The organism is Acinetobacter sp. V89_4, from assembly GCF_029967875.1.
Taxonomy (GTDB): domain Bacteria; phylum Pseudomonadota; class Gammaproteobacteria; order Pseudomonadales; family Moraxellaceae; genus Acinetobacter; species Acinetobacter oleivorans.
This window is the reverse complement of the sequence record NZ_JASCAI010000023.1, coordinates 32,846-53,210: the sequence shown is the minus strand read 5'-3', so window position 1 is coordinate 53,210 and position 20,365 is coordinate 32,846. Positions and strand designations below refer to the sequence as shown.

20 protein-coding genes are annotated in these 20,365 nt (G+C 40.4%); 9 read left to right on the top strand and 11 right to left on the bottom strand.

All coding sequences use genetic code 11. The features are described 5' to 3' along the window. The first annotated feature begins 3 nt into the window (after window positions 1-3). Window positions 4-1,143, top strand: coding sequence for a threonine synthase (thrC, locus tag QLG01_RS10285; RefSeq protein ID WP_003654438.1), 1,140 nt, complete (start codon window positions 4-6; stop codon window positions 1,141-1,143). A gap of 106 nt (window positions 1,144-1,249) precedes the next feature. Here the strand turns inward: thrC and pbpG are convergent, their stop codons facing one another. Continuing rightward, window positions 1,250-2,296: a D-alanyl-D-alanine endopeptidase PBP7/8 gene (gene pbpG / locus QLG01_RS10280; protein ID WP_147306163.1), complete on the bottom strand. Its 1,047-nt coding sequence runs from the start codon at window positions 2,294-2,296 to the stop codon at window positions 1,250-1,252. Window positions 2,297-2,508: 212 nt separating this feature from the next. On the opposite strand from pbpG, the gene QLG01_RS10275 reads away from it, so the two are divergent. The 3 genes from QLG01_RS10275 to QLG01_RS10265 are packed head-to-tail and all read left to right on the top strand — an operon-like array spanning window position 2,509 to window position 6,166. Then, complete coding sequence (locus QLG01_RS10275; RefSeq protein ID WP_003654436.1) at window positions 2,509-3,144, top strand: response regulator; 636 nt, start codon at window positions 2,509-2,511, stop codon at window positions 3,142-3,144. A gap of 10 nt (window positions 3,145-3,154) precedes the next feature. Next, window positions 3,155-4,723, top strand: a complete 1,569-nt coding sequence (locus tag QLG01_RS10270; protein ID WP_282496390.1) for a PAS domain-containing sensor histidine kinase — start codon at window positions 3,155-3,157, stop codon at window positions 4,721-4,723. Window positions 4,724-4,747: 24 nt separating this feature from the next. Beyond that, window positions 4,748-6,166, top strand: coding sequence for a sigma-54 dependent transcriptional regulator (locus tag QLG01_RS10265; RefSeq protein WP_282496389.1), 1,419 nt, complete (start codon window positions 4,748-4,750; stop codon window positions 6,164-6,166). A 2-nt stretch (window positions 6,167-6,168) separates the two neighbouring features. Here the strand turns inward: QLG01_RS10265 and QLG01_RS10260 are convergent, their stop codons facing one another. The 4 genes from QLG01_RS10260 to lptF all read right to left on the bottom strand — a co-directional run bounded on the left by QLG01_RS10260 (window position 6,169) and on the right by lptF (window position 11,213). After that, window positions 6,169-7,353, bottom strand: coding sequence for a S41 family peptidase (locus QLG01_RS10260; RefSeq protein ID WP_282496388.1), 1,185 nt, complete (start codon window positions 7,351-7,353; stop codon window positions 6,169-6,171). 15 nt (window positions 7,354-7,368) lie between these two features. After that, window positions 7,369-8,916 carry a 2,3-bisphosphoglycerate-independent phosphoglycerate mutase gene (gene gpmI, locus QLG01_RS10255; protein ID WP_049838283.1) on the bottom strand — a complete coding sequence of 516 codons (1,548 nt, stop codon included), beginning with the start codon at window positions 8,914-8,916 and terminating at the stop codon, window positions 7,369-7,371. Between the two features lie 126 nt (window positions 8,917-9,042). Continuing rightward, entirely contained in the window at window positions 9,043-10,113 is a 1,071-nt protein-coding gene (gene lptG / locus QLG01_RS10250) for an LPS export ABC transporter permease LptG (protein WP_013199135.1), read from the bottom strand. Continuing rightward, window positions 10,113-11,213, bottom strand: a complete 1,101-nt coding sequence (lptF, locus tag QLG01_RS10245; RefSeq protein WP_013199136.1) for an LPS export ABC transporter permease LptF — start codon at window positions 11,211-11,213, stop codon at window positions 10,113-10,115. The genes lptG and lptF overlap by 1 nt, the downstream gene beginning before the upstream one ends. Window positions 11,214-11,356: 143 nt before the next feature. Between lptF and QLG01_RS10240 the strand changes: the two genes are divergently transcribed. The 4 genes from QLG01_RS10240 (at window position 11,357) to QLG01_RS10225 (ending at window position 14,230) form a co-directional block, all read left to right on the top strand. Continuing rightward, window positions 11,357-12,805 carry a leucyl aminopeptidase gene (locus tag QLG01_RS10240; RefSeq protein WP_282496387.1) on the top strand — a complete coding sequence of 483 codons (1,449 nt, stop codon included), beginning with the start codon at window positions 11,357-11,359 and terminating at the stop codon, window positions 12,803-12,805. Next, the gene (locus QLG01_RS10235) at window positions 12,798-13,205 is read left to right on the top strand and encodes a DNA polymerase III subunit chi (protein ID WP_282496386.1); all 408 of its coding nucleotides are present in this window, start codon (window positions 12,798-12,800) and stop codon (window positions 13,203-13,205) included. Before QLG01_RS10240 ends, QLG01_RS10235 begins: the two co-directional genes overlap by 8 nt. 37 nt (window positions 13,206-13,242) lie before the next feature. Then, window positions 13,243-13,881 carry a hypothetical protein gene (locus tag QLG01_RS10230; protein ID WP_107882356.1) on the top strand — a complete coding sequence of 213 codons (639 nt, stop codon included), beginning with the start codon at window positions 13,243-13,245 and terminating at the stop codon, window positions 13,879-13,881. Window positions 13,882-14,011: 130 nt separating this feature from the next. Continuing rightward, a complete protein-coding gene (locus QLG01_RS10225) occupies window positions 14,012-14,230 on the top strand; it encodes a hypothetical protein (protein WP_005301614.1) in 219 nt (72 codons plus the stop codon). 60 nt (window positions 14,231-14,290) lie between these two features. Here the strand turns inward: QLG01_RS10225 and QLG01_RS10220 are convergent, their stop codons facing one another. The 6 genes from QLG01_RS10220 to glnK all read right to left on the bottom strand — a co-directional run bounded on the left by QLG01_RS10220 (window position 14,291) and on the right by glnK (window position 19,796). Beyond that, entirely contained in the window at window positions 14,291-14,950 is a 660-nt protein-coding gene (locus QLG01_RS10220) for a riboflavin synthase (RefSeq protein WP_002121149.1), read from the bottom strand. Between the two features lie 43 nt (window positions 14,951-14,993). Further along, complete coding sequence (locus QLG01_RS10215) at window positions 14,994-16,286, bottom strand: DNA adenine methylase (RefSeq protein WP_005301611.1); 1,293 nt, start codon at window positions 16,284-16,286, stop codon at window positions 14,994-14,996. Further along, window positions 16,283-17,368 (bottom strand): bifunctional diaminohydroxyphosphoribosylaminopyrimidine deaminase/5-amino-6-(5-phosphoribosylamino)uracil reductase RibD, encoded by a 1,086-nt coding sequence (ribD, locus tag QLG01_RS10210; protein ID WP_282496385.1) that lies wholly within the window; start codon window positions 17,366-17,368, stop codon window positions 16,283-16,285. Before ribD ends, QLG01_RS10215 begins: the two co-directional genes overlap by 4 nt. A 15-nt stretch (window positions 17,369-17,383) precedes the next feature. After that, the gene (nrdR, locus tag QLG01_RS10205) at window positions 17,384-17,842 is read right to left on the bottom strand and encodes a transcriptional regulator NrdR (protein WP_004795187.1); all 459 of its coding nucleotides are present in this window, start codon (window positions 17,840-17,842) and stop codon (window positions 17,384-17,386) included. Between the two features lie 164 nt (window positions 17,843-18,006). Then, on the bottom strand, window positions 18,007-19,401 hold the full coding sequence (locus tag QLG01_RS10200) for an ammonium transporter (RefSeq protein ID WP_282496384.1): 1,395 nt from the start codon (window positions 19,399-19,401) through the stop codon (window positions 18,007-18,009). Window positions 19,402-19,457: 56 nt separating this feature from the next. Beyond that, entirely contained in the window at window positions 19,458-19,796 is a 339-nt protein-coding gene (glnK, locus tag QLG01_RS10195; RefSeq protein WP_000780326.1) for a P-II family nitrogen regulator, read from the bottom strand. 278 nt (window positions 19,797-20,074) lie between these two features. On the opposite strand from glnK, the gene QLG01_RS10190 reads away from it, so the two are divergent. After that, window positions 20,075-20,302: an accessory factor UbiK family protein gene (locus tag QLG01_RS10190; protein ID WP_004795193.1), complete on the top strand. Its 228-nt coding sequence runs from the start codon at window positions 20,075-20,077 to the stop codon at window positions 20,300-20,302. Window positions 20,303-20,365: the final 63 nt, after the last annotated feature.

Here is a 20,365-nt window from a genome sequence, read left to right as displayed (position 1 = left end):
ATCATGTCTAATGCCAATCGTTATACTGGTCTTGTAGATCGTTATCGTGACCGTTTGCCAGTTTCGGCAACTACTCGTGCTATCTCTTTGGGTGAAGGCAACACCCCACTCATTAAACTTGAGAATATTCCACGTATTATTGGCAAAGATGTTGAAATTTATGTGAAATATGAGGGCTTAAACCCAACTGGTTCATTTAAAGACCGTGGTATGACCATGGCTGTAACCAAAGCGGTTGAAGAAGGCTCTAAAGCGATTATCTGTGCATCTACGGGTAACACTTCTGCTGCTGCTGCTGCTTATGCTGCACGCGCAGGTATCAAAGCATTTGTTTTGATTCCAGAAGGCAAAATTGCAATGGGTAAAATGGCGCAAGCGATGATGTATGGTGCAATCACTATGCAAATTCGTGGTAACTTCGATGATGGTATGCGTCTTGTAAAAGAAGTTGCTGATCAAGCACCTGTAACAATTGTAAACTCAATCAACCCTTACCGTTTGCAAGGTCAAAAAACCATTGCTTATGAAATCGTTGAAGCTTTAGGCCGCGCACCTGATTATCACTGCTTACCTGTTGGTAATGCAGGTAACATCACTGCTCACTGGATGGGTTATACCGAAGCTGTAGCAAACCAACCTGCTGATCAGTTTGAACAAGTGATTTATGATGCAGCTACTGATCAATTCACTGGTCCAAAACCTGAAGGTTTACCAACAATGGTTGGTTACCAAGCTTCTGGCGCAGCTCCATTCTTACGTGGTGCTCCAGTTGAAAACCCAGAAACAGTTGCAACTGCAATTCGTATTGGTAATCCACAAAGCTGGAACCATGCAAAAGCTGTAGTACGTGACTCTAAAGGCTGGTTCGATGAACTTCAAGACAGCGAAATTTTAGAAGCTCAACGCTTACTTTCTATGTATGAAGGTGTATTTGTTGAGCCAGCATCTGCTGCTTCTATTGGCGGTGCGATTCGCGATATTAAAGCAGGTAAGATTGCTGAAGGTTCTGTAATTGTATGTACAGTAACTGGTAACGGCTTGAAAGATCCTGACACTGCAATCAAACAATGTGCTGATGCAGTGATGTTGTCAATTGATGCGACAATGAGCCAAGTAAAAGATTCGATTTTATCTAATATGTAAAATCTGAGTTTTCAAAAAACGGCTGTTCAACACAGCCGTTTTTTTATGTCTTTTTTATAGCCATAAAAAAACGCTTCTTGATAGAAGCGTTTTTAGAATATTTAAATTAAATACGTTTCGGTAAATTACTTAACCAACCTAATAGGTTAGTTGCATCGTTATTACGTGCCTGCGTACTTGGCTCGCCAAGTAATACAATCACTGCTGGACGCGAGTTTACAGTCGTATGCATGACAACACAGCGACCTGCTTCATTAATATAACCTGTTTTAGACAAGTTAATATTCCAACCACCATTACGTACTAAAGCGTTGGTATTATTAGATTTCAACACACGATAACCCAAGTTAAAGTCATAGGTCGGTGTAGTTGAGAATTGGCGAATCAAACCATATTGAGAAGCTGTACTCGCTAAAATCCCTAAGTCACGCGCAGAAGATACATTGCGTGGATCTAAACCAGTTGACTCATAATAATGGGTTGCATTCATACCTAAAGCACGTGCTTTAGCGTTCATCGCCGCTACGAATGCAGGACGACCACCCGGATAAGTACGCGCTAAAGCTGCCGCTGCGGGATTTTCAGACTTCATCAAAGCAAACAACAATACTTCTGCACGGTTCATTTTGTCGCCAACACGAAGTGTTGAACTTGAATTTTTACCGTTTGCCCCAGCAAAATCAATTTGCTCAAGCATAATTTCTTCTGACATGTTCAAACGAGCATCTGCCGTTACCACTGCTGTCATCAACTTGGTAATAGACGCAATTGGCACAGAAGCATTGGTGTTTTTACTAAACAGCACTTCACCCGTTTGCGCATCCATCACTAACGCAGCTCGAGCACTTACGCTCGGCTGAGCATTGTAACCACTCGTATCACGAATTGGAGCAAGCTTAGGAGCAGATGCTATAACTTTAGGTGCATTACTACCACGTAAAGTTGTAGTTACAGATGTTGATCCTTGAATAGTCGGCTCATCATCTTCATCATTCAACAGTTGACTAACGTCAGCTGAAGACCAATTTAAATTTGCAGTGCCAGTACTCCCTGAGGACGGGTTATTGACGAGTTCTGCAAAGCTTGTTGAACTCAAACTAAGCAAAATAGACATGCTTAGCACATGTATTAAAGACTTTTTAGAATTTTTCACGGCACAATACTCGACTCAGGGTGATACACATTTGCGCTTACTATAATTATGCCTTACATTTGAGGTATAAGGTATAACGCTTTTACCGACACAATTGTGCACAACTATTCGCTCACTATATAAGAATAGGATTGCTAATTTTGTCATTCCATTGCAAGCTAATTTTGCTTTATGTAACAAAAAACTTGTTTTTTGAAAGAAAGGAGGTCTTCTTGATTACAGTTTTAGTTGTGGATGACCATGAACTTGTACGTACAGGCATTTGCCGTATGTTAGAAGATCATGCCGATGTAGAGGTCATTGGACAAGCCGAATCGGGTGAAGAAGCAATTGCTATTGTTCGTCAGAAACATCCTCAAGTTGTGTTGCTTGATGTCAACATGCCAGGCATCGGGGGCGTAGAAACGACACGTCGTTTACTACAAACCGCACCAGACACAAAAGTTATTGCTGTAAGTGGTTTATCAGAAGAACCATACCCTTCTCTTCTGCTTAAAGCAGGAGCTAAAGGCTATATCACTAAAGGTGCTCCAATTACAGAAATGGTTCGGGCAATCAACAAAGTCATGCAAGGCGGCAAATACTTCAGTGCCGATATTGCTGAGCAGTTGGCGAGTTCCTATCTATCTGACACGCAGCAATCACCTTTTGACGCTTTATCTGAACGAGAAATGCAAGTTGCAATGATGGTTGTAAATTGTATTAGCGCTCAAGAAATTGCGGACAAACTTTTTGTAAGTGTCAAAACAGTAAATACTTACCGCTACCGTATTTTTGAAAAACTCGCCATCGATAGTGACGTTAAACTAACTCATCTTGCGATCCGGTATGGTCTGATCAAACCATAATCAAACTTATATGCAATTTCCCTTAAACTCATCGTTGTCCAATACGATTTTTCGTTTGGGCACGTGGTATGGTTTATATCGTCTTATTATTGCGGTTAGCCTCAATATTATTTTGGTTTTAACCGATGCTCAAATCGACAATAGTCTACAACAACCCACATTATATTCTTACACACTGCTTGGCTATTCCATATTAAGCCTTCTTCAGCTTTTGTGTTTTAAGTTTGTTGCAACTCAGGCAACAAAGCAGCTTATTTTATTTTTTGTAGTTGATGTTATCTGCCTGAGTTTACTTACATTTTCTGTAGGTGAACCAAATCTACAACTCAGCTTGCTGTATGTTATTGCTATATTTACCTCGGCAATTTTACTCAGCGCAAGAATGTCTTTACTCATTACATTACTTGCGGTCATTGCCGTTATTTACCAACGCTTTGTCGGTAGTTTATTTGACTACAATAATCTAAATACAATTGGCAATAGTGCCTTATTAGCCTTCTTATTTTTTGTGGTGCATGGCATTGGGCAAATTGCGGTACAGCGCTTTAAACTACTTGAAGCACTGACTTTCCACCAATCCATAGAACTCTATCAACTACAAAATATTAACCGCTATATTTTGGAACAAATTGAAGAAGGCTATTTGGTTCTAGATGAAAACTATGACATTGTTTTAAGTAATCCGGCTGCCTGCTCTCTGTTAGGGATTCCTCCTCAATTTGCTAGTGAAAAATATCCTTTAGCGAAATGGCACCCCGATTTATTTGAAATTCTTAAGTTTGATAACCTGCAAGAAGGCGATCGATTTATTTTTGAGTCTCGGCTGTCGGCGTATTCTATTAATATTAAAGTGCAACATCTTGTGGTGCCGCAACAAGCATTGACACTACTCATCTTACAAGATGCACAGCAAATTAATCAGCAAGCTCAACAACTCAAACTTGCTGCTTTAGGGCAACTTTCAGCCAGCATTGCACATGAAATCCGTAATCCCCTAGCAGCCATTGTTCAGGCAAATGAATTACTTAAAGATAGTGATTTAGAACAGCAAAATACTTTACGTCGTATGATTGGTAAGCAAACAAAGCGCATCGATAGTATTGTTCAAGACACATTAGGACTGGCCAGCAGCGAAAGAACTTACCCAATCCAGATTGAATTAAACAATTTCATAAAGACGTTATTAGACGAAGATCTTTTAGATGTTAAACATTCTATACAGCTTAAAATTTCCGATTCATCCTTAAAATTATTATTTGACGAGAAACAACTTAGGCAGGTGCTCATTAACCTTGTCAGAAATGCTTTACGACATAATGCACCCGATTCACCCCATGTTCTGATCAACATTCATTCACAGACAAATAAAATTTATATTGATGTGATCGATTACGGCGAAGGGGTTTCAAAACGTGATATATCTCAATTATTTAAACCATTTTTTAGTACCGAAATTAATGGAACTGGTTTAGGATTATATTTGTCTCATAGTTTTTGTGAGGCAAACCATGCAAAGCTCACTTATGTAGAGCAAAAACAAGGGGCATGCTTCCGAATGGAATGCCCAATAATATATTGATTTTTTTATTAGGTTTTTGGGGAAATGGCAGAACAGCAACCACTGGTTTTGCTTGTAGACGATGAAGAAGATTTGTGCCTTTTAATGCAAATGACTCTTGCACGAATGGGGATTAAAACACATCTTGCTTATCGGGTTGAACAGGCCAAACAACTCTTTACTCAGTTTCATTACGATGCATGTTTAACCGATTTAAACCTACCCGATGGTAGCGGTTTAGAATTGGTTAAACACGTTTCTCAAACTTACCCACACACACCAATTGCAGTTTTAACTGCATACGGCAATATGGATATTGCAATTGCAGCGTTAAAAGCAGGAGCTTTTGACTTTGTAAGTAAACCTATTAACCAAATTCATTTAGATCAGTTATTAAAAAAAGCGCTTAACCAGCCAAAACCAGAACATGAGTTTGGTGAAACAACTTTGGAAAATGACCTATTAATTGGTCGTTCTCCCCCAATACAAAACTTACGGACAGCTATTAAAAAAATAGCCCGCTCTCAAGCTCCTGTGTTTGTTACAGGCGAATCTGGTACAGGTAAAGAGGTTGTTGCTAATCTTATTCACCGCTTGAGTAATCGCAGCGAAGGCCCGTTTATTGCGATTAACTGTGGAGCCATCCCAACCGAGCTCATGGAAAGTGAACTTTTTGGACATAAAAAAGGAAGTTTTACTGGAGCGACCCAAGACAAACAAGGCCTTATTTTGTCTGCTCATGGCGGCAGTTTATTTTTAGATGAAATTGCCGAATTGCCATTAAGTATGCAGGTTAAATTGCTTCGGGCAGTGCAAGAGAAAAAAATTCGCCCAGTAGGTTCAGATCAGGAAATTGATGTTGATTTTCGAGTAATCAGTGCCAGCCACCAAGATTTAGATTTGTTAGTCCGACAAGGTAAATTCCGTCAGGACTTATTTTTCCGTATTCATGTGATGGATATCATGTTGCCCCCACTACGTGAGCGCGGTGGTGATATTTTGTTATTAGCCAATCATTTTATTCAAAAAGTTTGTATGGAATGGGAAATTCCAAGCAAACAATTAACTACAACTGGTGAAACTTATTTATTGCAGCAAGATTTTCCGGGTAATGTTCGTGAATTAAGAAATATGATTGAACGAGCTATTACCTTAAGTGATGATAAATTTATTGATTTAACACATCTAGCACCTCTTCTTAGAAGCAGTAGCGTTAACTCTCAAATCACCACTCAACCAGTGAATGACACGTCAACTGCGATAGCTCAGACTCGGCCAAAATTACCACTGGAAGGTTTAGAACGCTACTTAGAAAATATTGAAAAAGATCTTCTATTGAACGCATTGGACATGACACATTGGAACCGAACATTAGCAGCTAAAAAGCTAGGAATGACTTTTCGTTCTTTACGCTATCGACTGAAAAAGTTTGGCTTAGATACCGAATTGGGAGAAGAAGTATAAAACTACTTTTTCTTTAGAAATAAATCTGCAACGCGATCTAAATAGACGTCTTCTTTCATTTCTGGGGGCATAGGATAGGTCTGATTAGGCTGAATACCTTGCCCTTCAATCATATTGCCATTTGGCGTGTAATAGTGTGAGACCGTCATTTGTAGTGCCGCACCACTTGGCAAAGGAAATAGCTTTTGCACTACGCCTTTTCCATAACTTTTTTCACCCATGACCCATGCACGCTGGTGTTCTTTCATGGCCGCAGTAAAAACTTCGGCTGCCGATGCAGAGCGATGATTAATTAATATACCTAATTTGATATTCTGAAATTCATTGCCGGGCAAAGCCTGAAATTGCTGGTTACCTTCCGAGCGGCTTTTGGTTGAAACAATAATTCCATTATTTAAAAATAAATCTGCTGACTCAACTGCTGCTGATAACAATCCACCCGGATTATTGCGCAAATCGATTAAAACGGCTTTTAAACGTGGTGAACTATTTTCTTCAATTAACCGTTTAATTTCATTAGCCGTATCTTGCTGGAATACTCTAATTTTTAGTACTAAAACCTGATTATGTAGCATTACAGGTTCGATATCGGTTTCTATTTTTTTATTACGAACTAAGTTAATGTTTCCACTTAACTCTTCTGCTTGTACTTGAAGCGTACTTCCGATAGAACCATAAAGCAGTCCGAGCACCTGATCTTGATTTAAGTTTTTTAGATCTTGATTATCAATCTTGAGAATCATCTGACCATTTCTCAGACCTAATTTGTATGAGTCTGAACCCGTTTTAAGATCACGAATAATCCATTTATGGAGATGCAATTCAGGGCTTAAAGCAAAATCAACCGAGGCAAGGTCACCTTCGGTATATTGAATGAGTTGACGATATTCTTCTGCCGACAAATAACGTGAATAACGATCTAGCCCACTCACTAACCCTTTAATGGCTTGTTGAAATAAGGCATCGTCAGACTTCACATCGACATAGTTATCTCGAACGATTCCATAGATTTGTACAAACTGTTGAATCGATTCGATCGGCACCTCTGCATAGCTATGTTCCGGTTCTTCTGAATCAGAATGCAAAGGTGACAATTTCTCTTTTACAACTGGCGCCGCAAAAGCAAATTGGCTGCAACACAGCAACATACTTACAATAAGTTTTTTATATTTAATGTGTTGCAGCATCCAATCACCTTTGGTTTATGCAGATAATGTAATCAGGTTACGTCCTTGCATTTCGGCAGGAACAGGAATCTGCATTAAATTGAGAATCGTTGGTGCTACATCGGCAAGCACACCGCCTTCTGCAATTGTTGCTTGTGTTGGGCCAACATAGATAAACGGTACAAGTTCCGTTGTATGTTGAGTATGAACTTGACCACTCTCGTAGTCTTGCATTTGTTCAACGTTACCATGGTCAGCAGTAATGAGCATGTGGCCTTTTTTCGCCATAACTGCCTCATAGACACGACCTAAACAAGTATCAACCGCTTCAACTGCTTTAACAGCCGCATCAAAAATACCTGTATGGCCTACCATATCACCATTGGCATAGTTCACAACCAATAAATCGTATTCACCAGAATTAATGGCTTTAACCAATTCATCAGTTACTTCATAAGCACTCATTTCAGGCTTAAGATCATATGTCGCAACGTTTGGAGATGGAATTAAAATACGTTTCTCACCTGGATATTCATCTTCACGCCCACCACTAAAGAAGAATGTTACATGAGCATATTTTTCAGTTTCGGCAATGCGTAACTGAGTTTTTCCAAGAGAAGATAAATATTCACCCAATGAATTTTTGAGAGCTTCTGGCATGTATGCAACTGGCGCATCAATGCTAGCCTGATAACGTGTAAGCATCACAAATTTAGAAAGATTTGGTACAACTTTACGCTCGAAGCCTGCAAAGTCTTTCTCTACAAATGCACGAGTAATTTCACGAGCTCGGTCAGCACGGAAATTCATAAATACAACGCTATCGCCATCTTGTACTTTAGCAATATCACCAATGCGAGTCGCTTTTACAAACTCATCGTTTTCATTGGCTGCATAAGCTAACTCTAATCCTTCCACTGCTGTTTGTGCAGTACGAAGTGCTTCGCCTTCAGTTAACAAGCGATAAGCTTGTTCAACGCGATCCCAACGGTTGTCGCGGTCCATTGCAAAGTAGCGGCCAATCATGGTCGCAATACGGCCCTGACCTGGATATTGAGCAAATAATGCATCTAATTTTTCTAAAGATGGCTGAGCACTACGTGGAGGTGTATCACGACCATCAAGGAAAGCATGTAAATAAACTTTTGCACCGCGTTTTAATGCAAGCTCACACATCGCCACAATATGGTCTTCATGTGAATGGACACCACCTTCTGAGAGCAAGCCCATAATATGAACAGCGCCATTAGCAGCTTTGGCTTTTTCAACAGCGTCGATCAACACTTCATGTTTAAAAAAGTCGCCAGTACGAATATCTTTAGTAATACGCGTAAAGTCTTGATATAACACACGGCCTGCGCCAAGGTTCATATGACCAACTTCGGAATTACCCATTTGTCCATCAGGTAAACCAACATCTTCGCCAGAACCAGAAATTAGACTATTTGGATGCTTTGCGGTCATTGCTGCCAAATTCGGTGTTTTTGCTGCAAGAAAGGCATTATCTTCAGTCGCTTCACGGTGACCAACACCATCCATAATGACCAGAACGTGAGGGATCTTGCCAGCAGTTGCATCCGTCATAATCTATTTCTCTTTTGTCTACAATTTCGTCACAATATCTTACCGAATTTTCGGTCAAGACTCTATTTTTTCCTATGGCTTTCACCAATATCTACGATTGATGAAAACCATAAATTTCAATTATTACTAGCGAGCGCGGTAAAGCAAATAACTTCCGGCACCAAACATTAATAAGATAGGTACGAGTACGAACCATGCAGGAGATGGGGCATAAACCAAGCTGGCATAACCCAAGAAATCCTGCAAATAATAGAAACTCAAACCAATAAACAATGCGATCACCAAACGGAAACCCATCGATTGTTGGCGTAATGGCCCAAAAATAAATGAACATGCCACGAGAACCAGAGCAATCAACGAAAATGGCGAGGCAACTTTTTGCCAGAAAGCCAATTGATAGGTTTTTGGAACCTGACTATATTCATCCATATAGCGCATGAAACTGATGAGCTGGCTTGGTGATAAATCTTCAGGATCTAAAGTCACCATGTGCACATATTTAGGCTGTAATGCTAAAGAAAGTGATTGTTCGTCATGGTCGGTTTTGATGGCATTTCCTGCCGCCAAAATATCCATTTGTTGTGCTTTCTTCAAAGCCCATTGACCATCTTTTACGAATTGTCCTTGCTGAGCATTGATTAATGATTGCAAGTAATAGTTCTGGTCAAAATCGACCACTTGAATATCTTTTAAATTGCCTTGAGAGTTAGCATAGTCGATATAGATAAATCGCTGCCCTTCACGTGACCAATAACCTTTCACTTCGCCTAAAGCAGCTACAGATCGGTGACTTTTAACACTTGCTGCTTTTTCATTGGTATATGGAATAACCCATTCACTTAAGGCAAAAGACAAAATAATAAGCAGTAAAGCTGAGCGCATCACCCAACCAACAATACGCCATAAGCTAATACCAGCAGAGCGCATAACAATAAGTTCACTGCTAGTTGCTAGTGACCCTAAACCAATTACCGCACCAATCAAGGCAGAAATAGGCAAAATTTCATATAGATAACGAGGAGCTCCCCATAACACATAGATGAGAGCTTGCCATGCGTTATAGTCTGGTTTGAGCTCCCCTAACTCGCCCAGATACGTAAATAAGATCTGTAAAATCGACAAAACAACTGTGGTGCCAAACATTGCAAGCGCAGTGGTTTTCGTCACATATTTGGCGACTATTCGACGTGCTAACATTATAATTTCACTCGCTTGATCTGTTTCTTGATTTTTGGTGCCAACTTTTGTTTACGTGAAAATAAGGCTGCTGCAACGCCATAAACCACCAACACGGCAGGATAAGCCCAAATATCGAGTTCTTCTTTACTAATACGAGTCTTGATTGCAATCATTAATACGATCAGACTGGAAAAAATAAAAATCGCCGGAATAAGACGGTAATAACGACCTTGTCGTGGACTCACCTCAGACAATGCCACAGAAAGCATTAAAGCAATAATAATGGTGAATGGTCCAAACAAACGCCATCCCAACTCACTTCTTATGACTGGATCATTTGTTTTTGAAAAGAGTTTAGTCGTTGATAATGCTTCCACATCGCCACTCTCAAACTTAACATCTTTGTCATTTTCTAAACGTAGACGATAAGACTGAAACTCTGCTTGCGTATATTTTGGTTGTCCCGGGAATATTTCATAACGGCGGCCTTGCACCAGATCAACGACATTGGCTGTGTCATTTGCAACTTCTACACGAGTCGCTTCTTTTGCCAAGATCATGACATCTGGCTTATCTTCTTTGGTGGCACGTTGATAAAAGAAAATGTCCTTCAAATTCTTTCGGTCTTCCGACAATGAACCTGCATAAATCGTATAGGGTCCAGAAGAAATAAATTCTCTTGGGCGAACCAAATCGAAGCCTGTCCGAACCGCTTGGGTGGTGGTTAATTTCTCAAACTCACGCAGTCCCCACGGCGTCATCCAGAGCATAAGCACAGACTGACAAACCATATAAACAAGCGTCATTGGAATGAGTAATCGTGCTAATTGATGACGGCTCACACCACTACCGTTCAGTACTGCCATTTCATGGTCAACATATAAACGACCAAACACCAACATTAGACCAATGAAAAAACCCAGTGGTAAAATGAGTGTTAGAAATTCAGGTAAACGATATCCAATGATGCTAAACAAGATACTGGCATCTAAACGCCCTTGCGCCGCCACACCAAAGTATTTGATCAGACGACCACCCATCATGATTAAGGTCAATAAAGAAATGACCACCAATGAGGTAGAGACAACTTGCTTGACGAGATAACGCCGAATAATCAAAGTAATACTTCCAAAAGGCTAATCGGGACGACTGCTAGTTTACCCGAATGTTAAAAATATAAAACCGCACATTGCAACGCTATGCTTGAAAGTGTTTCAATGTTTTAATTCATCATAACTTTCTATAGGCAATCACGACAGCCATGAAATTTACAACTTATACAACTTTTCCCGAACAGACATCTAATGAATCTTTGTGGGTTTTAGTTGATTCAGAACAGCTACAAAGCAACGTCAACACATATCAAATCAATAACCTAGAAAGCGTTCTGAACGCTAACCAATTTAAAGGCAACTTCAATGAAACTCTGCCTTTATTTGGTCAGATTTCAAATCAGCCTCACAGCCAATTACTTGGCTTAGGAAAAACAGCTGAACTTCAGGCAGTCAAGCTCGCTAAACTTGCCCAAACGATTATCAAATCGACACAAAATAAATTTAAGCATATCGCAATCGATATTGCTGCGTTACCTGTCGAGCACCATTATTTATTTGCTTTAAGCTTAACTCAAGCAGCTTATGGTTATGATGAGTTTAAATCGAAAAAAAATGAATTTGTGTTACAACAGGTTGATTTAATTAGTTCAACAACTAGCCTAGATGAAAAACAACTGGCTTTAGTACATGCAGTACAGTCTGGTCAGTCTTATGCACGTGATCTTGGCAACCGTCCGGGCAATATTTGTTTCCCAGAATATTTGGCAGAACAGGCTCTAGCTTTAGCCGCAGAATTCCCTGACTTACTTAAAGTAACTGTTTTAAATGAGCAACAAATGGCTGATTTAGGCATGTATGCTTTTCTTGCAGTCAGTAAAGGATCTGAACGTCCGGGCCGTATTGTAACGCTCGAATATCAAGCACAGATTGATCAAGCTCCGGTTGTTTTAGTGGGTAAAGGCGTAACTTTTGATACAGGTGGTATTTCATTAAAACCAGGCCTTGGCATGGATGAAATGAAATTCGATATGTGCGGTGCAGCATCTGTACTTGGTACCATTCGTGCCCTATGCGAAGCAAAACTTCCTATTCATGTAGTTGGTGCAATTGCAGCAGCAGAAAATATGCCTTCTGGTAAAGCAACTCGTCCAGGTGACATTGTGACAACCATGAGCGGTCAAACTGTTGAAATTTTAAATACAGATGCTGAAGGCCGTTTAGTACTGTGTGACACATTGACCTATATTAAACGCTTTAATCCAGCAGTAGTGGTTGATATCGCAACATTAACTGGTGCATGTGTAGTCGCTTTAGGCAAAGTACTCAGTGGGTTGTTCTCACCAGATGATGCTTTGGCAGCAGAGCTCCAACAAGCTGGCGAACAATCATTTGACCGTGTATGGCGTATGCCAGTGATTGATGATTATCAAGAATTACTTGATTCACCATTTGCGGATATTGCAAACATCGGTGGTCCATATGGCGGCGCGATTACAGCTGCATGTTTCCTTGAGCGCTTTACACGTGAATATCGTTGGGCTCATTTAGATGTAGCAGGAACAGCATGGTTATCGGGTCCAGCTAAAGGTGCAACCGGTCGTCCAGTACCATTACTCATGCAATTTTTAGCGAATCGTGTAAATACGAATGGCTAAAGTTAGTTTTTATCTGTTTGAAACCAGCGAAGAACGGCAAGTCGATAGTGCTTGCCGTTTATGTCGAAAAATATTACAGAAGCATCCTAAAATCTGGTGGTATTGCCCAGATATGCAGCTACAACAGATGCTTGATGAAAGATTATGGGAATTCGACCCTGTCAGTTTCATTGGGCATGGCGTTGATCAGACTGATGCTGCTGTATGTATTTCGGCTAAACAACCACTTGAACAAGGCCTGTTAGTATTTAATTTTAACAATCATGCACTTGAACAAGTTGATCATTTTAGCCACATTATAGAAATTGTTGAAAATAATGAAACAGCCAAGCAAATTGGTCGAGAAAAATTTAAAATGTATCGCCGTTTGGGTATAGAACCGCGGACCTTTAAATTATAACGCGCTAAAATGTAAATACTGTTGATCAAGGAGAAACATGGTGGCATTAAATGTCGGGCAAGATTTTAAAAAAAGATGGTTAAATGCGCCTGAAGCTGTCCGTCATACCTATCAACAGGATCTGGCACGTATTTGTGACTTACTAGAGCCTCAAACGCCTATTCAGCTTTGGGTTTTAAATGATGAAAAAGCGCAATTAGAATCACAGCAAAAAATTGAACAAGCCTACGCAGATCTTAAAGCGGAGCTCATTGAGCAAGCACGTATTCGTCGTCAACTTGCTTTAGAAAAATCGCTTGCTGACAAACGTGCATCAGAAGCTGCTTATGCTGCGGAGTTGCAAGCAGACGAAATTCGAAAATTTAATGAACAGACTGAAACATTACACACATTACGTAGTCATTTAGAACAAGAAGTTGCAGAGCAAACTGCGCGTTATCAGAAAAACCCTGAAACACCAGCAGTCAATTACTCTGCTGGCGTAAAACTTAGTATTACCGATGATCAAATCTTATCTGAGCTTGAAAGTTTACGCATTCGTTTAGAACTTGAAGCTGAGAGCTTAATTGAACAGTCTGTAACAGCTTTCCGAGCCAAACTAAATTCGGCAGCTCAAGAAGAAATTGAATACATTTTAAAGAATTCTAAGTTTTCTGATGAAAAAATAGAAAAGTAAAGTTTTTAAGACTCTCTTTGTCATAAAAATGACACTTAATTGTCACAGAATAGTTATGCACAATATTCTTTTAGTTCAAATAATTATTAGAATATCGCATGATTATTTATGAAAATTAATGAGGGTAAAAATGGACATTCCGCATCAGATTTCAATGCAACTTGAGCAGCTTAATCAGGGTGAACAATGGACATTTTCAGCACAAGAACTTTATATGAGTCATAACGACTTTAACTCTTTATCTATCTTACTCACACGAGAGTCAGAAAAAGGCGAATTTTCAATTACACGCACCCAACATAATAAACCATGGGTCGGCACAAACTCGGTTACGCTAACCAAGCAATAAGTTTTCAAAATAAAAAACCGGAACAAGTGTCCGGTTTTTTTATTTTGAAAATTTAGCTTTTTATTTTAAAAAACCATTCTCAGCTAAAAAAGCCATACTAATATTTGATTCTGTTTTTTGTTCAGCAGCCTTGTCACCAAGTAATAAACGCTCGATATAACGCGCCAAAACATCGACTTCAAGGTTTACTTTGCTACCAACTTGCCATGTTCCAATGTTAGTACGTTCTGCTGTATGCGGAATTAAGTTTAAGCTTAAAATATTTCCACGTAAGTGGTTAATCGTTAAGCTAATCCCATCTACCGTCACAGAGCCTTTTTCCGCTAAATATTTAGCAAGTTCTGTCGGTGCTGTAACTTCATAATAGATTGAGCGAGCATCTTCACGTACTACAGTAATTTCACCCACACCATCAACATGGCCACTCACAATGTGTCCACCAAAGCGTGTTGTCGGTAACATTGCCTTTTCAACATTGACACGTTGCCCAACTTTCCAGTTACCCAAAGTCGTACGATTCAAGCTTTCACGAGAAACATCCGCTGCGTACCAATTATCGCCCCATTCAATCACGGTGAGACAAATACCATTGGTCGCAATTGAGTCACCCAAATGTACATCTGACATATCCAGATCAGTCTGAATACGTAAACGCACATCACCACCTACGCTTTGCAGGCTTTCAACTTTTCCTAAACTTTCAATAATGCCTGTAAACATGGCTCAATCTCCAAATCTTTTTACACTGCTTAAATTGCAGCGCTTACCAAAGTGCGAGCTGTGTACTATTACCTGAGGTATCTACACCACCTAGCTCGGCGAAGTGGTAAAGCTGGCCTAATAACTGACGCAATGGTGGTCCTGACTTAGCATGAGTATCAGTAATCACAATAAACTCAAGCACGCGTGCACGTTCAGACTGTCGCTGTTTACTTACTCGATAGCGTGGAACATCTTGTGTTAACAAAGTCACTTTGCCGCGCTCCAGATTAGCCATAAGCAAATCTTTAGGCTCGATATTACCATCAGTTGAATAACTGGTCAGAATATAGCGGGCATTGATGGTTGAAAGTAACTTTTCATACGCATCTTTTGCATATTTAGAAGAGTTATATGGACTTGGACGCTCTTTACGCCAAGCTCTATCAATTCCACTCTTATAACCTTTAGTATCTGGTGATGGTAAATCGACCTGATCCCATAAAGTTAATGCATTCAAAACATGGTAATTACTACTATATGCGTGCTGGTTATAGGGTGGATCGAGATAAGCAACATCGACTTCAAAACCACTCATTTGATTTGCGAGATGCTGTGAATCTACACACCACATTTCAGCAGCAGGACGCTTACGGTCACCAATCTCGCAAAAACGGCTTGGTGTTAACCAAAGTAATGACTCAATTCGTTCTAATGCAGTTTGTGTACGTCCGCCCCACCCTTGATGAAAGCTTTTAAATACGCCGCTGGTGTTACTCACAAAACTTGCTGAATAGAGTAATGGTGCAAGCAAAGCACTCATCTCTACATCATTAATTGCACCTTGCGCCTGCCATGTTGCAATCTGCTGGCGAATCGCATCAATACGCATACCATTACGGCGTTTAAAGAATAAACGGTCACGAGTTGGATCGTATACATCATCGTTACGTGGACAAAGGTTATGCGTTACCCAACCTTTAACTTCAGGTAAGCGATTTAAATAATCGATTGCCTTCTGATAACCACCCAGCTCTTTAAATGCAGGTGCATCGGTACAAGCTAAAATCGCATGATTTAACGCATGGCTATAAGGTTCCCAGTCATTTGCAATCACACGGTAACCATTTTGACGTGCTAAACGAGACACGACACCACTGCCGGCAAAGAAGTCGGCAAAAATCGGAGGATTCTTTTTCTTGCTATTCAGTGTCCCTGTAATTTCAAGGGCTTCTAAAATTAGATGGAGCAATCGGCGCTTGTTACCTAGGTAAGGAACAAGCTGATGGAAAAGATATTCGTCTGTCGTACGGGCCGCATGACGACGTTTGTGATAAACCGAAGGCTCTGAATTCATACTTTCTCTTGCGTAGGGATTAACCTTAAGCGTATATCTTGATCAAGTTGTGTCACATCAAGAAGTGTAAAACGAAGTTGTTGTGCCATATATTCAAACTCTGCATTGAACATGGCTCTTGCACTTTTCCCCAAGAATGTTGGGGCAATATAACTGATCAACTCATCTACCAAACCTTCTTGTAAAAAGGCAGTAGATAATGTCGCACCGGCTTCCACCAATACATCATAAATTTGATGTTGCTTAGATAGGGTCTGTAACAGCATTTTTAAAGGCTGAATTTCTAATTGTATCACGCCTAAATCAGCAAGTTCTTGACGATATGGCCCCATCACCAGCACGGTTTCAGGGTTTTCTAAAATTTTAGCGTTAAGTGGCAAACGCCCCTGACGATCTAAAACAACCCGTTTTGGTTGAGCAACTGTCTCAATATCAATATGACCAAGTGAACGCACATTAAGCTGACAATCATCTGCAATCACAGTTTCAATACCTGTAATCACCGCTGCTGAAATGGCACGCCAATGCTGGACATCTTGACGGGCAGCAGAACCAGTAATCCACTTCGATTCACCTGATGCCATTGCCGTACGTCCATCAAGACTTGAAGCTACTTTTAAGCGTACATAAGGCATGCCTGTAGACATCGCCTTTAAGAAACCTTGATTTAATTTTTCTGCTAAATCTTCACAAATGCCAATTTCTACTTCAATTCCGGCATTTTTCAAAATCTGAACACCCCTACCTGCAACAAGCGGGTTTGGATCAGGACATGCCACAACCACCCTTTTAACCTGTGCCTTAACCAGTGCTTCGGCACAAGGAGGAGTTCTCCCATAATGCGCACATGGCTCAAGCGTGACATAGGCTGTTGCACCCTGTGCTTGTTCAGCTGCCTGACGTAAAGCAAAGACCTCTGCGTGTGGTTGACCCGCTTTAGGATGGAAGCCTTCACCAATTAACTGATCATCTTTGACAATGACACAACCAACATTTGGATTAGGCTTAGTCGAATATAGACCTCGTTTGGCAAGTTCAATGGCTTGCTGCATCCAATATTGATCTTGTTTCAACTCAGACATAGAAATCTCAAATAGTTATTGTTCACGTTGTTGCATTTGCTCAATTTGACGACGAAACGCCTCAACATCCTGAAAATCTTGATATACAGAAGCAAATCGGACATAAGCGACATGGTCAAGTGCAAATAGAGATTGCATGACGATTTCACCAATTGTTCTAGATTTTACGTCACGCTCACCTAAACGGCGAATCTGCAACTGAATATCGCTTAAAACTGTTTCGATCTGCTCTTGTGTGACCGGACGCTTTTGCAGAGCATGCATTAACGAACGACGTAATTTGGCCTCATCGAAAGGTTCATTTTTTCCATTCGATTTGATCACACGGGGCATCACCACTTCATAGCTTTCAAAAGTGGTAAAACGTTCACCGCAACTTACACACTCACGACGTCGACGAATCTGACAGCCTTCGGCGGCTAAACGTGAATCGATGACTTTACTATCTGCGGCGTTGCAAAATGGACAATGCATAGCGGATTTATAGGGTCGATTACTTTGACCTAGTGTAGCAAAATTTCTACACTTACAGAACCAGCATTCTATAAGACAAAAAAACAGTCCTGAGCAAGATCAAAGTATCGCTTTGATCACAGCTCAAGACTGTTCTTTTAAGACAGCAGATATATTAATAATGATTATTCAATACGTTCGCCATGTTGGCTTAAATCCAGACCCATGCGCTCATCATCAGCGTTCACACGGATACCAATCACCAGATCAATCACTTTAAGAATAACGAAAGTCGCGAGACCACTGTAAACCATGGTTGCCAATACGCCTTCAACTTGTACCCATAATTGGCCAGCGAATGTTGGAGCTAAGGTAACGTTAGCTGCTTTAATAATTTCGTCACTGTAGAATACGCCAGTTAAAATCGCACCGACAATACCACCTACAGCATGTAAACCAAACGCATCCAAAGCATCGTCGGCTTTAAGTAAGCGTTTAAGTGCAGTAATACCCCAGAAGCACACTACGCCACCAATAAGGCCCATCACTAAAGCACCGCCTACCCCGACAAAACCTGCTGCTGGTGTAATCACAACCAAACCAGCTACAGCACCAGAAGCACCACCTAATACAGATGCTTTGCCACGGATCATACGTTCAACAACTAACCAAGAGAATGCAGCAGCAGCGGCAGCAACTTGAGTCACTAAAATTGCCATACTTGCACGAGCACCCGCGCCTAAGGCACTACCACCGTTGAAGCCGAACCAACCCACCCAAAGTAAGCTTGCACCAACAACAGTTAGAGTCAGATTATGAGGAGCCATAGATTCACGGCCAAGGCCAATACGTTTTCCAAGCATGTAAGCAGCAACGAGACCTGCAACACCTGAGTTGATGTGTACAACTGTACCACCAGCAAAATCTAATGCGCCTGCTTTAAACAACCAGCCATCTGTTGCCCAAACCCAGTGAGTAATTGGTGCATAAACAACAAGTACCCAAATTGCAATGAATGCCATGAAAGCTGAATATTTCATACGGTCTGCAATAGAACCACTAAGGATTGCAACTGTAATGATGGCAAAAGTCATTTGGAAAATAACAAAGAGACTTTCAGGAATTGTCCCGCTCAATGCATCAAACGCGACTCCGTTGAGCATGGCTTTAGACAAATCACCAAAAAATGCACCTGTGCCAGAGAACGCGATTGAATACCCTGCAATCACCCACAGCAAACTTACTAAAATTGCAGCGGAAAGGCTGAACATCATAGTACTTAATACATTTTTCTTACGTACCATACCACCGTAGAATAGTGCCAAACCAGGAATGGTCATTAATAGAACCAAAGCTGTTGAAACTAAAATCCAAGATGTATCGCCTGTATCAAGTTTTGGTGTTGGTGCTGGAGCTGCTGGAGTTTCAGCAACTGGTGCTTCTGCAGTGGTTGCAGTAGCTGGAGATGTTGATGTAGCCGCAACTTCCGATGTAGGCGTTGTTACAGCATCTTCTGCCCAAACGGCAGTACCACCCAAAAGAGCGCCTGATAGACTCAGCGCCATAAGCATTTTTTTCATTCGTGTCCCCCAACCTCATTTGCGAGTTATTTTCTACTCAGCAAGCTTTGTGCCAATTAGACAGCATCTGGTCCAGTTTCACCCGTACGGATACGGATAACTTGTTCCAGGTTAGTCACAAAAATCTTACCATCGCCGATTTTCCCAGTGCTTGCTACACGAGTAATTGATTCAATTACCGCGTCAACCATTTCATCACTAATCGCAATTTCGATTTTTACTTTAGGTAAGAAATCAACCACATACTCTGCGCCACGGTAGAGTTCTGTATGTCCTTTTTGACGACCAAAACCTTTAACTTCAGTTACGGTAATCCCTTGTACACCAATGTCAGAGAGCGCTTCACGCACATCATCCAATTTAAACGGTTTTACAATTGCAGTTACAAGCTTCATGTTTGTTTCCTTCGGCTTCTTTTCACCAGTAAGGTTTTATGTTCAATTTTCATGCCAATATTTCAAAGGTTGAGGGAAATGAATCTATTGCATGAACTTTCTTTATAACCTATTTAGTGATCAAGATGTAGATGAGCTATTAAAAATAAAATGAATTTTAAGTATCGCTGAGTGCTTATTTAATGTTCTATTTGTACTAAAAGAATTGAAACCTATATCCCAAGTTCAAGCAGTGTTAAACTGTAAACCATAAGGTAATACAACACTTTGGATATTTTATGCTAGAAACATTACTACAGGCCATTTTGGAACAAATTGATGAGCCTAAAAAAGATTTGGAAAAAAATTTACGTGCATTATTAAATGAAGCAGTCGAAAAGTTAGATCTTGTGTCCAAACAAGAGATTGACCGTCAAAAGACCGCACTTCAATCGGCCACTCAACGTTTAGAAGAGCTACAAAAACAAGTAAGTCTGTTAGAAGAAACTTTAAAGAATAAAAAATAAGCACCAACGTAGCGCACTTATACTTTACAACGATTAAAAATGAAGCACCATAATGGAACAATA